Source organism: Vescimonas fastidiosa, from assembly GCF_018326305.1.
Classification (GTDB): domain Bacteria; phylum Bacillota; class Clostridia; order Oscillospirales; family Oscillospiraceae; genus Vescimonas; species Vescimonas fastidiosa.
Genome location: NZ_AP023416.1, coordinates 593,771 through 606,212, shown reverse-complemented (window position 1 = coordinate 606,212; position 12,442 = coordinate 593,771). Strand labels below are relative to the sequence as shown.

General features: G+C 47.1%; 19 protein-coding genes and 1 pseudogene. 7 read left to right on the top strand and 13 right to left on the bottom strand.

Annotation, left to right across the window (positions count from 1 at the left end):
* Nucleotides 1–26: 26 nt before the first annotated feature.
* The 11 genes and pseudogenes from KI236_RS10175 to KI236_RS10125 form a co-directional block, all read right to left on the bottom strand.
* A pseudogene (locus KI236_RS10175) lies at nucleotides 27–281 on the bottom strand (recombinase family protein); the annotation flags it as partial.
* A 107-nt stretch (nucleotides 282–388) separates the two neighbouring features.
* Nucleotides 389–541 (bottom strand): hypothetical protein, encoded by a 153-nt coding sequence (locus KI236_RS10170; RefSeq protein ID WP_212821640.1) that lies wholly within the window; start codon nucleotides 539–541, stop codon nucleotides 389–391.
* 86 nt (nucleotides 542–627) lie between these two features.
* Nucleotides 628–975 (bottom strand): transposon-encoded TnpW family protein, encoded by a 348-nt coding sequence (locus KI236_RS12165; protein ID WP_228738142.1) that lies wholly within the window; start codon nucleotides 973–975, stop codon nucleotides 628–630.
* 226 nt (nucleotides 976–1,201) lie between these two features.
* On the bottom strand, nucleotides 1,202–1,441 hold the full coding sequence (locus KI236_RS10160; RefSeq protein WP_212821639.1) for a helix-turn-helix domain-containing protein: 240 nt from the start codon (nucleotides 1,439–1,441) through the stop codon (nucleotides 1,202–1,204).
* Nucleotides 1,431–1,859: an RNA polymerase sigma factor gene (locus tag KI236_RS10155; RefSeq protein ID WP_212821638.1), complete on the bottom strand. Its 429-nt coding sequence runs from the start codon at nucleotides 1,857–1,859 to the stop codon at nucleotides 1,431–1,433. The genes KI236_RS10160 and KI236_RS10155 overlap by 11 nt, the downstream gene beginning before the upstream one ends.
* A gap of 591 nt (nucleotides 1,860–2,450) precedes the next feature.
* Nucleotides 2,451–2,639, bottom strand: coding sequence for a cysteine-rich KTR domain-containing protein (locus KI236_RS10150; RefSeq protein WP_212821637.1), 189 nt, complete (start codon nucleotides 2,637–2,639; stop codon nucleotides 2,451–2,453).
* A gap of 16 nt (nucleotides 2,640–2,655) precedes the next feature.
* Nucleotides 2,656–3,426 (bottom strand): ABC transporter permease subunit, encoded by a 771-nt coding sequence (locus KI236_RS10145; RefSeq protein ID WP_212821635.1) that lies wholly within the window; start codon nucleotides 3,424–3,426, stop codon nucleotides 2,656–2,658.
* Entirely contained in the window at nucleotides 3,423–4,322 is a 900-nt protein-coding gene (locus KI236_RS10140; RefSeq protein WP_212821633.1) for an ABC transporter ATP-binding protein, read from the bottom strand. The genes KI236_RS10145 and KI236_RS10140 overlap by 4 nt, the downstream gene beginning before the upstream one ends.
* Entirely contained in the window at nucleotides 4,322–4,525 is a 204-nt protein-coding gene (locus tag KI236_RS10135) for a PLDc N-terminal domain-containing protein (protein WP_178872969.1), read from the bottom strand. The genes KI236_RS10140 and KI236_RS10135 overlap by 1 nt, the downstream gene beginning before the upstream one ends.
* A complete protein-coding gene (locus KI236_RS10130; protein ID WP_178872967.1) occupies nucleotides 4,518–5,252 on the bottom strand; it encodes a MerR family transcriptional regulator in 735 nt (244 codons plus the stop codon). Before KI236_RS10130 ends, KI236_RS10135 begins: the two co-directional genes overlap by 8 nt.
* Before the next feature lie 147 nt (nucleotides 5,253–5,399).
* Nucleotides 5,400–5,585, bottom strand: a complete 186-nt coding sequence (locus tag KI236_RS10125) for a helix-turn-helix domain-containing protein (protein ID WP_212821632.1) — start codon at nucleotides 5,583–5,585, stop codon at nucleotides 5,400–5,402.
* Nucleotides 5,586–5,755: 170 nt separating this feature from the next.
* On the opposite strand from KI236_RS10125, the gene KI236_RS10120 reads away from it, so the two are divergent.
* The 7 genes from KI236_RS10120 (at nucleotide 5,756) to KI236_RS10090 (ending at nucleotide 11,210) form a co-directional block, all read left to right on the top strand.
* Entirely contained in the window at nucleotides 5,756–6,124 is a 369-nt protein-coding gene (locus KI236_RS10120; RefSeq protein ID WP_212821631.1) for a helix-turn-helix transcriptional regulator, read from the top strand.
* A 226-nt stretch (nucleotides 6,125–6,350) separates the two neighbouring features.
* Entirely contained in the window at nucleotides 6,351–6,680 is a 330-nt protein-coding gene (locus tag KI236_RS10115; protein ID WP_177754699.1) for a MobC family plasmid mobilization relaxosome protein, read from the top strand.
* On the top strand, nucleotides 6,641–7,975 hold the full coding sequence (locus tag KI236_RS10110) for a relaxase/mobilization nuclease domain-containing protein (RefSeq protein ID WP_212821630.1): 1,335 nt from the start codon (nucleotides 6,641–6,643) through the stop codon (nucleotides 7,973–7,975). Before KI236_RS10115 ends, KI236_RS10110 begins: the two co-directional genes overlap by 40 nt.
* 121 nt (nucleotides 7,976–8,096) lie before the next feature.
* Nucleotides 8,097–8,690: a type IV toxin-antitoxin system AbiEi family antitoxin domain-containing protein gene (locus tag KI236_RS10105; protein ID WP_212821629.1), complete on the top strand. Its 594-nt coding sequence runs from the start codon at nucleotides 8,097–8,099 to the stop codon at nucleotides 8,688–8,690.
* Complete coding sequence (locus KI236_RS10100) at nucleotides 8,687–9,532, top strand: nucleotidyl transferase AbiEii/AbiGii toxin family protein (RefSeq protein WP_212821628.1); 846 nt, start codon at nucleotides 8,687–8,689, stop codon at nucleotides 9,530–9,532. Before KI236_RS10105 ends, KI236_RS10100 begins: the two co-directional genes overlap by 4 nt.
* An 18-nt stretch (nucleotides 9,533–9,550) precedes the next feature.
* Nucleotides 9,551–9,943, top strand: coding sequence for a hypothetical protein (locus KI236_RS10095; RefSeq protein WP_195320741.1), 393 nt, complete (start codon nucleotides 9,551–9,553; stop codon nucleotides 9,941–9,943).
* Nucleotides 9,944–10,088: 145 nt separating this feature from the next.
* Nucleotides 10,089–11,210, top strand: coding sequence for a phospholipase D-like domain-containing protein (locus KI236_RS10090; RefSeq protein WP_212821627.1), 1,122 nt, complete (start codon nucleotides 10,089–10,091; stop codon nucleotides 11,208–11,210).
* A gap of 57 nt (nucleotides 11,211–11,267) precedes the next feature.
* Here the strand turns inward: KI236_RS10090 and KI236_RS10085 are convergent, their stop codons facing one another.
* Both KI236_RS10085 and KI236_RS10080 read right to left on the bottom strand, forming a co-directional pair.
* The gene (locus KI236_RS10085; protein ID WP_212821626.1) at nucleotides 11,268–11,486 is read right to left on the bottom strand and encodes a transposon-transfer assisting family protein; all 219 of its coding nucleotides are present in this window, start codon (nucleotides 11,484–11,486) and stop codon (nucleotides 11,268–11,270) included.
* Nucleotides 11,487–11,488: 2 nt separating this feature from the next.
* Entirely contained in the window at nucleotides 11,489–12,439 is a 951-nt protein-coding gene (locus KI236_RS10080) for a hypothetical protein (protein WP_212821624.1), read from the bottom strand.
* Nucleotides 12,440–12,442: the final 3 nt, after the last annotated feature.

Below are 12,442 nucleotides of genomic sequence, written 5' to 3'. Positions count from 1 at the left end.
TGATTTAGTCCTATTATCGCACAATAATCCTTTACGATGACGCGCTTGATTTTACCAGCCTTAATATCGGCAAGCATACGCTGGAAGCCCGGACGGTTAAAGTTCGTTCCCGAATAGCCGTCATCCTCGTCATAGTGTCGGATAGCGGTATACCCGTGATCTTTGCAGTAGCGTTCCAGAATCTTCTTCTGATTGGCAATACTGTTGCTCTCGCCGTCTAACTTATCTTCCTGCGACAAGCGTTCATACAGGGCGGTTATGCCTTCTTCCTGTGCATCCATTCCGTTGCCCTGCACATAGAATTGCAGAACATTGTCACGGATCACGCTGCGGAGTTCGCTGCTTAAAGCGTTAGGCGTCTGCACACTCTGAAACTGGATTCCGTTCATCATTTGCAGTCACCACCTTTCGCAGCAAGGGACACACCGTTTGTCATTGCATGGTGGAGAAGTCGGTACATTTGATTGTCAAGGTACAAATCTGTATTGATATGCGCCGCACGATAGTAGTATGCGGTCATCTTGTCTGGCTGCTGTTTCATGTTTACCTCCTGTTCCGGCAGCCGGACAAACAGGTTGCTCATATTATACCATAAAACCTGTTCGCCGTCAGTAGGCAAGATGTTAATTATTTGTGGCTCTTTGCCTGCTGCATATCATTTCTTATCATGCGGCGAATTTTTGTCGCGGCGTCCTCTTTTGCGCCGTCCTTAACGACGGCTTTCACGATATATGTCATGCCCCCGATTTTGTACTCTCGTACAACGGGGACATTTGCTTTCTGATTGATTGCTGTGTTCATAGAAATAAATCCCCCTTTCATGGGATAGAAAAATAAATCAAAATAAAGAAGCTCAAAGGACGGCTGCTGGCGCAGCTCCACGGGAGTTCCACCCCTCCGACGGTCTGCCGGAGATCCGCTCATTGCCTGCGACGGTTTTATCACGCTCGGACTGTGACTGCGAATGAGTACCATTGTTCCTCCTGCGCGTCCTCGCCCGCAAGCTGCCACGCTGCATTACGGTGATAGTGTTTGTCGCTCGGCATATCCTCCCGGATATGTGTCTTGGCGCATCCGCCGCACGGCTCGACGCAAAAGGGATGTGTCCTTTGTGCTTTATGACGCGGCGGGCGCGTGTTTGTCAAGGAGCATCAGCCGAATCAGACGGAAAGGGGAATGAAACGCTTGTCCGGCAGTCGGGTCAATTCACCCGAAAAGTAAGAATCTTCGTTATGAGCTTCGTTTCCAGCCTACGGCGCAGTTCTTCGTCCACACACAAATGAGGGTTGCCGTATTCGTCGTACAGCTCGCGCAACGACAGTCTGGCTATGTACCCCTCGTAGTGTTTCAAAACAGCGTTGATGGCTTCGACATCGCCGCCTGCCGCTTTCTGAATGACAGAAAAGGGCAGCAGATGCGCTTTCACATTGTTATGTGTCATCTGTGTTACCTCCCATCAGTTCTTTCAGCAGCTTCAAGGTGCTTGTCCTGCGGTATGCAACGGAGCTGCGTACCATATTCAGCAGCTTGGCGATCTCGTTGTCCGACATATCAAGGAAATAGGACAGCAGGATAATATCGCGCTTGTCCATCGGCAGGGCTGCAATCGCCTGCGCCAGATCGTCATTTTCGATATACACCGCATAATCAAGAACGCCAAAGGTCTTGTCCTCTACAAAATAGAGATCGCAGACGGAAAGCTGCTCCATAACTTCAACCGGCAGATCGGAAAAGGAAATCTCACGGTTTCTTTTCCGTGCAAGTTCGTCCTGGTAGTCCCGCGCTTCGTTCCGCAGTACCTTTTTGCAAAACGCATCAAAGGAGTGCTGGATGTGTTCTTCGTGCGAATGAGGCTTCATGTATTCACCTCCCTTCGCGTCCGCAAAGGCGGGTGATACTTTTCCTCCCCTTTCGCCACTACTACGGTAAGCGGGGGCTGAACTTCCAAATATGAAAGATGAATTTTTAGAAAGTTGTTACGACTAATCCATGCGTCGCACCTCCTGTCCGAGTGTTGAAATCAGCAACAGATCGGACAGCGGCGGGGATCGACAGCCGACAGCAAAGCGGCTAAAACGACAAAATGCGCCCGTCTGCAATTTGCAGACGGGCGCAAAGGATTTGTCAGCAGTATTTAGATGTATTGACAGTTCATGCTCATGGGCGAAATATCCCGACGGTGGGTAAAGGCTTTTTTTGAGCGTAGGCTATTTGGCGGGGGAGTACAAACAAAAATGAACATGACGATACCTCCTTGATACCGCCATATCCTTAAAAATGGGTGACTTTAATACCCCCCGTAAATCCAAATTTTCAAAAGGAAAACGGCGGCTTGAAATTGATATTTCAAAACCACCGTTGATTTTCTTTCACGCAAGATCGTCATTGAATGGCGGTTTTGTGTGTTGATAAAAATTAAGAGCCGATAATCCGCGCTCAATGGCTGCGGGTTATCGGCTCTGCGTCTCTGCGTCTGGCTCTTTGAGTATTGTAATTTTTAGTTGTTTAACGCTTATTAGCGTTTCTTGTTTGCACTTCGGGCAGAAAAGCGGAAAGTTTTTAAGTTCCGTATCTTCCCGCATCTTCAAGCGAGTTTTGTTTTTACAGATCGGACACAATATAAAATCTGTTTGTTTCATTGTTTTGATTTCAAAATTACAGTTGCTTTTTGTTAAATATAGGTATACTTACGGCAAAGCATATCAAACTCGCAACCACTGTAATTAAAATAGCTAGGATGTATGTTTTTGCTTCTACAACACCGTAAATCAAAGGGTTTCCGTTGGCTAATAAGGTCGGCAAATATTTACTTATTTTAGAAAGCAAGCCGAGCAGATAAGACGCAAGGACAACGCTACCCGTTCCGACAAGCACACCTGTGTTTGAATTTGCAATCGTAGAGAATAAGATCATCAACGAAATTACACACACACCGAACAGCCACCAACATACCACAGAAAGGATAAGGTTTTGTGCTACCGAATTATCCCAGAAATATGCGTTATATCCGTATGTGATCCCAAAGCACAGCCAATAGCCAACCGTCCAAAGCACAGTAAGCACAACAGTTTTGGAAACAACGACCTTAAAGCGTTCAAGCCCTTTGGTTAAAGACAGAACCAACGTGCCCGATTGATATTCCTTGGTGAAGATGCTGCTTTGAAGCAAAACAAAGACAATCAATCCAAGTGGCATATTCTTAAAGAATTGCACCCATGAATCCATTGCGCTTACAGTTACAGGCGTTACAGTCATACCGCTTTCCGCAAGGGAATCTGCCAATATCTCAAGCAGCCAAGGTGTTATTTTTGCAACAGCCGGATTCATAACGCCGAGCAGAACAAACAGTATGCCGAGAATCATCAATCTGCCCGAGCGAAACTGTTCCATTGTTTCTTTTTTTATAAAGGCAAGCAAGGATTTCATTTCTCAACCACCTCCATAAACAAAGACTCCAACGTTGGCTCTGCTCGTTCCAATTTCAAAAGTGCGATATGCTTACCCGCTATAAAGCGCAGTATATCAAATACGGTGTAATCGCCTTCGCAAAAAACAAGTTGATTTCTGCCGATTTGTTGCATATTAGGAAAAGTTTGCTGAAGAATGAGCATATCTGTATCATTTCCCGTTTCCAACTGATATTCTTCACTGCGGTATCTCGTTTTAATGTCGGAAAGTTTTCCTTGAACACCTACCACGCCGTTATTAAGAAAGGCCACGTCGGTACAAATGCGCTCTACGTCTGAAAGGATATGCGTGGAAAACAACACCGTCGTTTGTTCCCTGATAGCCAAAAGAATATCCAATATTTCTTTTCTTCCCACGGGATCAAGCGCAGAAGTGGGTTCATCACAGATCAACAGCTTTGGTCTATTTAAGAGAGCCTGTGCAATACCCAAACGCTGTTTCATACCTCTTGAAAAACCTTTTATGTGATGCGTTTCATTCCCAAGTCCAACTAACTCCAATAGATCCTTACAACGCTCTTCATTCTCTGTTCGCTTCATTCCTGTAATTTCGCCGCAAAAGTGAAGATATTCTGCCGCCGTCATAAATGGATAAAACTCCGGTACGTCGGGCAGATAACCTATATAACGATTAGTTGTTGTTTGTCCGTAAACCACTTTTTCACCGTTTACTATAATCTCACCTGCATCCGCTTTTAAGAGTCCGAGTACCATTTTCATCGTCGTTGTTTTGCCTGCGCCGTTTTTACCTATAAATCCGAATATGCTATGTTCTGGTACAGATAAATTCAGCCCATTCAAAACCTTTTTATCACTAAAACGCTTGTACAGATCGGAGATGTATAACATATCCATTATGCATCCTCCTTTCCGAACAGAAAGTAAAGGATCGGCCCAACAAAGTTCATCAGTACAATGGTTATGATAAGCCACAAAGTACGATTTCCACGCTTATAGGTGTTATGGGTCAAAATGTGATGCAATGTATACCCTAACAGTGCAAATTCCGCAATTACAAGCGGAATCAAAAACGGAAGAAATTCCATAACCTTATCCATTTTTCTTTTCCTCCTTTCCGTAAGTTTCTACACAGAAGCCGTGATATCCACAACAAGTACAGGTCAGCTTTCGGAGTGTCGGTGTATGTCTTGCCCAAAATGCTTCCTTAAAATTTGGTTTGAATACTTCATGGCACCGTGGACAGATATACGCAACTCGCTTGAAGTAAAAGTTGGATACCCAGATTCCATACGGAATCGCTAATAAAGCCCAAACAATGATAGGCCACCATATTCCTGTAGCTATCCACATAATAATTGATGTCCACTGAATTATGCCGATAGGAATACCAGAAATTAACAAAATGGCATGAAGCTGATTCATTTTCTTTTTGTTTCCCATCGCATATGCTATATCACCGATAGATTCAACAGAGAAATTCTCCATGCTCTTTAGCTCTCGTCTGATACCGTCGATCATTTCCAGCTTCGCTTTGCGCTCACTCACTTCTTCTTGCAGAAGCTGCTCTTGCTGTTCAAGTAAAACAGAAATAACACTGCCCGGATTATCTTCTGAAAGTAGTTCACCAATGCTGTTAATTGAGATTCCTGCATCACGAAGAAAGCAAATAATCTTCATTCGCTTCAAATCCTGCTCAGAGTATAGCCGACGTCCACCCTCTGACAATTCGCTGGGAATGAGAATATTTCTGGAATCATAATACTGTACCGTTCGGACAGAAACGCCACAGAGCTTTGCAATTTCTCCTGTTGTGTACTTTGACATAGCTTTCACCTCCTTACACTGCCTATTTTACATCATTACGCAGCGTCACAAGCAATACCTCACGCAAGGGGATTTTTCAAATATTCTCGATTTTTCGTTGAGTTTTAACTATAAAACCTATTTTGGTTTCTTTATGATGTAGCATTTTTAGGTCGATTTGCGATTTTCTTTTCTACGACCATCAAATGGCTTTTCTGCATTTCGGGGAATAAGCCAAACGCGACTTAATCTTACCACACCGTCAATTCTATTTTCTTCGCATAACTTTTGTATGCGGCGTTCGGAAATCTCCCACAACTTTGCCGCCTCTTGTACTGTCATATATTCAAACATAGATTATCCCTCCCTCCATAAAGTGATAGCACTATATATTATATACGGTCAAACGAATAAAATCAAGAAACATCCTGTGAATTATTTGAATTATATTGGCTAATCATAGGAACTGTATAAGCATATCCAAAACGAAAGATGAACTGTAAAATGTAATAGGGTGAATAAAAATGGCGAAAAGACCAGTACCACTTTATGACTTCAAGGCTTTCGGGCAAGCCATAAAAGCGGCACGGATGGAGAGAAAGGAATCGCGCAAAGATGTTTGCGACGCTATGAACTTATCTCCGCGCTACCTTGCGAATATCGAAAACAAAGGTCAGCAACCGAGCCTGCAAATCTTCTATGAGCTTGTTACCCGTTATTCCATATCGGTAGATCAGTTTTTCTTTCCGAACAAAGACGCTGAAAAGAATACACAGCGGCGTCAGCTTGATACCCTACTTGATGGTATGAGTAATGACGGATTGGAAATTGTCACCGCAACGGCACAGAAAGTTGTGGAAGTCGAGAAAAAACACGAAGCAGCAGCGGATTAAAAACCGCTGTTGTTTTCTTTTATACACGCTGCAAAAGCATACTGCTCCTGCGGCTTTTTTGTGTCTGTTTGGCAGTTTCGGGGGTGTTCACCGTAGTAGTAGTGAGGGTAGAGATACCGTAGCAAGCATAGGGAGTGTAGCCACACTCCCGAAAAAGCACCTGTCTGTGCTTTGCTTGTTGGGATAATCCCAAACCCTTATTCGGAGCGGAAAGGACGGTGAACAAATGGCAAACCGAACGCGGAATATCGTGCTGCGCGTTCCTGTGACTGCCGAGGAACGGGCAATGATCGAGCGTAAAATGCAGCAGATGGGAACGGGCTGTTTTTCCGTTTATGCGCGGAAAATGCTCATAGACGGCTATGTGATCCGGCTGGATTACAGCGATGTGAAAGCAATGACCGCCGAGCTGCAAAAAATCGGCACAAACATCAATCAGATTGCAAAGCGCGTGAACGCTACGGGAACGCTCTATGCGCAGGACATTGAGGACATCAAGGGGGCGATGGCGGAGATATGGCAATTACAAAGATCCATCCTATCAAAAGCACCTTGAAAAAAGCTATTGACTATATCGTTGATCCTGCAAAGACCGACGACAAGCTGCTGGTGTCCTCGTTCGGCTGCGCCGTGGAAACCGCAGACCTTGAGTTTGAGAAAACACGGCTGCTTGCCATGCAGAAAGGCAACAATCTCGCTCACCATCTGATACAGGCCTTTGAGCCGGGCGAGGTCAGCTATGCGCAAGCCCACGAGATCGGGCGGCAGCTTGCCGATGAAATCCTCGGCGGCAAGTATGAGTATGTCATTGCTACTCACATCAACAAGGAGCATTGCCATAACCATATCATTTTCTGTGCTGTGGATTTTGCGGAGCATAAGAAGTACGTTTCCAACCGCAAAAGCTACGCGCAGATCCGCCGCGTCAGCGATAGATTGTGCCGAGAAAACGGGCTGTCCGTTGTCACACCCGGCGCGGAGCGCGGCAAGCAGTATGCCGAATGGGACGCTCAGCGGAAAGGGACAAGCTATAAGCAAAAGCTGAAAATCGCTATCGACAGGCTCATTCCCATTTCCAAAGGCATTGACGACCTCCTGCGTCGGCTGGAAGCCGAGGGGTATGAAATCAAGCGTGGAAAGTATATCTCATTCCGCGCTCCCGGTCAGGCGCGATTCACCCGTGCAAAGACGTTGGGTGAAGCCTACACCGAGGAAGCCATAGCCGAACGCATCAAGAGCAAAGTCATTCTGAAAACGCCGAAGCCGGAACGCAGCGGCGTGTCGCTGCTGATTGATATTGAAACCTGCATCAAGGCGCAGCAATCCGCAGGATATGAACGCTGGGCAAAAATTGAGAACCTAAAACGCGCCGCCCGCACAATGGTATTTCTCGACCAGCACGGCATTTCCCACTATACCGATTTGGAGCAGAAAATCACGGAGCTTCAGGACAACAACGAGCAAACGGCCGCTGCGCTGAAAACGGCGGAACACCGCCTGTCTGATCTGGCGCTGCTGATAAAGCATACCGCCACCTACAAAGAGCTAAAGCCTCTGTATAGCGAATACAAAAAATCCCGTGACAAGGAAAAGTATCTGCGCGGACGTGAGCGCGAAATCATTCTCTTTGAAGCGTCGGCGCGGGCGCTGAAAGCGGCGGGCGTCGGTGACAAGCTCCCCGACCTTGCCAAGCTGCGTGAGGAATATTCCAGACTGACCGAAGAAAAGGATCGGCTGTACGCTGAGTACGGAAGCCTGAAAAAACGTATGCAGGAATACGATGCCGTCAAGCAGAACATCGACAGCATCCTGTCCCCCAATCGTGGGCAGGAACAGGACAAAGCCTTGTAGTTTCTCTGACATTCACACATTATTTCCAAACATTTTAATGTGTGTTCGTCGTTTCACGCTTGACAATCACACATTATTTCTCTATAATATAATGTGTGATTGTCAAAGCGAGGTGAGAAGCATGAACGCCAAGGAGAAAATCGAAGAACTGCTGGAAGCGTCGGAGGACGGCACGATCACCGCAGCGCAGGTGACGGAAGCCGGGCTGCACCGCAGCGTTTTACAGGAGTTCGTCAAGAGCGGTGAAATGTACCGCTTCGGGCGCGGCCTGTATGTGCGGAGCAGCGCATGGGAGGACGATTTCTACCTCTTGCAGCGCAAGTATGGGCGTGGGATCTACTCGCACGATACCGCCCTGTATCTGCTGGGCTATTCAGACCGTACCCCGGCAAAATATACGATGACCTTTCCCAAGGGTTACAATGCCCCGTCCTTAAAACAGGAGAACCTAATCATCAAGCGCGTTGTGCCGGAGAACTACGAGTTCGGCAGAGTTGAAATTGAATCCCCCTCCGGCAATCCAATTCGTGTTTACGATTTGGAACGGACGCTGTGTGACATCCTGCGCGGCAGCGGCAGCGATGTTCAGATCGTCGGAGAAGCCATGAAACGCTATGCAGCGTCCAAGGATAAGAACATTCACAAACTGATGCAGTACGCAGACCAGCTTCGTGTGAAGCCCAAGGTGCTGCGATACATGGAGGTTTTGCTATGATTACAAAAAATCCGATGCAACTGAAAGCCTTTATCAAGAACAAAGCGGCAGAGAAGCATATCTCGGCGCAGCTCGTCATGCAGAACTATATGCTCGAACGGCTACTGGAACGGATTTCGCTCTCGCCCTATAAGAACAATTTCATTCTCAAAGGCGGATTCCTGATTTCCGCCATTGTGGGACTGGACACGCGGGCAACAATGGATCTGGACACAACGATCAAGGGCTTCACCCTGACGCATGAAGCAATCCGCAAAATCTTTACGGAGATTTGCACTGTCCAGATTGCCGACGACGTGCAGTTTGAGGTTGTCGGTATCTCTGACATTCGGGAAACCGACGATTACCCCGGTATCCGGGTCGCGCTGAAAGCGAACTATCCGCCGATCAGCGTACCGCTGACGGTGGATGTCACCACGGGCGACATGATAACGCCCCGTGAGGTGGAATACACATTCTCGCTGCTGTTCGATGACCGCACAATCAGTATTCTTGCCTACAACCTTGAAACGGTGCTGGCGGAAAAGCTGGAAACTGTGCTGTCCCGCAACATTGCGAATACCCGTCCGAGAGATTATTACGACGTACATATCCTGTACGCGCTGCGCGGCGCGGAGTGCGACAAAGCGACGCTGCGCCGGGCGCTGGAACGGACGACGCAAAAACGCGGCAGCGGCATGATCCTGACAGACTACCCGGAGATTATGAAAGAGATCCGCGAAAGCGATACGCTCCGTAGACTGTGGGAGAAATACAGCCGCGAGTATGAGTACGCAAAGGATATTTCCTTTGACGATACCTGTAATACAATTCAGACGATTATGGACGCAATCATGGCGTAAACGAAAGGAGGCTTCTTTATGGGTTGGTTGGCAGCGCAGGGCGCGATTATGGCGATTGGGCTTTTCATTGGGCTTGTCTGCTCGGTGATCGGACTATTCTTTGGGCATATCATTCTCTTTGACAGCATCGCTCTTGGCATCGCCGCCGGAGTGTGCTGCAATCAGTTTACCGCAATTCATCCGGCGCTGTGCCTTGTGATTGGCATTGTGACATTCCTGCTACTGTTGTGGCTGCAAAATACCAGCATCGGCTTCTGGCTCGTGGGCGGGCTGCTCACGCTGATCTATGCAGCGGTGTTCGGGCTGCTGGCCTACTTCATTTCGGAGCATGATTCCATTTGGGGCTGGGTGATTTTCGGGCTGGTATTCCTGGTGGTCGGTGCGCTGCACCTACGCGCACGGGATAACTGAAAGCAAGTGCATAGTCACGGCTTAGAGTGCCTGTATGCCTTGCTGGGAGCGGCTTTGCAGCGTGGGAAACACAAGGGGAGTATGTTTTCCTGCCAGTTATGAAAAACGAGTTTGAAAGCGTGACGTAGGACGTAGGAGGTATAACATGGAAATCTCTTTTGAAAAGGGGAAGTTCGTTTATTGCCCGGGCGGTTTTAATTATCAAGAAGTTTTGGATGACTTCAAACGGGCAAAAAAAGTCAGAATAATAACATACAATATTTCAGGAACCGGAAATACGGATCCCTTATTGGAACAAATAAAGAAACTGGGCGAAGATGTTGATGTTCAGATAATAACAAATATCCCATCGAGGTTTGAAACTTATTATTCTTCTGCTGCTGGGGAAGCAATGCGGTCACGAGCCAAGCATAACATCGAAGTATATCTTAAAAAGCTGAATCCAGAATCTTTTCCAACTGCGTTTTCCATTTCCTTCAATTTCTTCAATCACGCAAAAATTATTGGGACGGAGAATATCGTTTACATCGGCTCTGCCAACTTTTCTAATGAAAGCAAACAAAACATTGAAACCGGAGTTATCATTGAAGATTCAGCGTTTATTGCCAGACTATATGATGAATTTTTTGAATATATTAAAGGCAACTCTACTCCTTACTTTGATGATGACTTCAATTTACTCAGACTGCTCACTCTTAACTTGATTGCGAAATTTACTGTTCATAGAGCAAAATTGTCGGACACACTATTCCAACGAACTGCCTATGGCACATACTATCTGCCGGATTCTCCTGACAACGTATATTTTTCTGGTGAGGATCTTGCAGAATTGGTATTTGACTTGCAGAGCTTTCAAGATTTGGATGTACGCGCCGAAAACACCTATTCGGAAGATAATAACGGGTACAATGATGATATTGATGAAATTGTGGCTCGTCTATCTGAAATAGATGTTAACTGGCTCATAGAAATTGCATCTGACGATGGGGTTTTGTTTGACTTTGTAAACTTCAATTATGAACAGACGTGGAATAACTGCTTACAAGAATACAGCGCAGAAGCCTACGACGAATACTTGGATGAATATGTAGAGAGAGCTCAAAATGATGCAATAGCTATCTATGATTCCAAAAAGCAAGATTTTGAAGATGTTTCAGATATTTTTATTCGGGGCATTGATTCAATCATTGAAGTACTCAAATTAGTTGAAGAACTAATTGACAGGTACAAGGATGCGAGAATAAGTGCCGACATTGATAATACATAATAGTAAAAAACGCGGGACGCAGCAGCCATCATCGGCTGCTGCGCCCCGCGTCATCTTTTACTCTGCGTCGGAAAGCGTCATGGTGAACTGCGTTTCCTCAAATGCTGCGTCGGTAATGTTGTGCAGCTTATGGATCGTCTGCTCCGCCAGCGGGCGCATATCTGCGTCCATATCCGGCAGCGCGTCGGAAATCGCCGCAATCGTTCTGCGGCGGTCGTGCTTGTGGTAAATGCAAATCAGATTTTCTTCCTCAATGGTGAACGGAACATTGTTCATGCTCATACCTCCAAATCATTATCTTTCGCCTTTGCCGCTGCCTTTTTGGGTGCAGCGGTCTTTTTTGACTGCCCCTCCTTGAGCTGCGCCCGGACAGATGGACGCTGCTTGCGCAGCGGCAGATCGCGCCGCTCGTCCTTGCTGATAAAAGCGAAAACGCCGTGTCTGTCCTTGACCGAGGAAAGATACAGCGTCTTATACGGAAGCAGCGCAAATAGCCGCTCATGCTCCCGGCTGGATGCGATGCGCTCAAACCACGGCGACACTTCTACGGCAAAATGTGTTCTGTTGGGGCTGTTGGGCGCTTGCAGGGATTGGAACGCCGCCGAAAGGCGCTGTGCTTCGGCAAGTACCTTTTCGTCGGAGAGCCGCCCGATATGCTCCTTGAAATTGCCGGGTTTCAGCCGTTCACGCTTCCGGCTCTCGTCGCGCAGCAGATCCCGCAGCGCGTCCGGGTCATGCGGCACGGCTTCATAGCGCAGGAACTTTCCGTAGTCCCGATCCGATGTCGCTTCAAAGCGGTATTCTTTCGGCAGCTCCCGTGTCCCTCGTTCATAGATCAGACGGTTATTATCCGTTCGCAAGGCAGTCTGGGCTGCAAGCTCGGCTTTTCGTTCGTAGTCCAGCTCATAAATACTCCCCATCACCTTGCCGCGCTCTACGCCGGACAGCACCACGGTATAGGCAAGCACACGCTCCTTGGTCTGCTCATGGTAGAAGCGGAACGTATTATGCTCCCGTGTCCCGCGCAGAAACACGTCCCATTCCCGCAAGCAATGTGTCCCGTTTGGGCGGCTAAACCACAGATAAATCTTGTCCTCTGGATTTTTGCTTTTTGCCGCCCGTGTCAGTATGTCCCTGTCAATGTCAAAATCGTTTTGGAAAAATGCTGTATTCTGCTGCATGATCTGTTGCAGGGATGCCAGCACATCCACATTTTCAAACTTATTCATAGG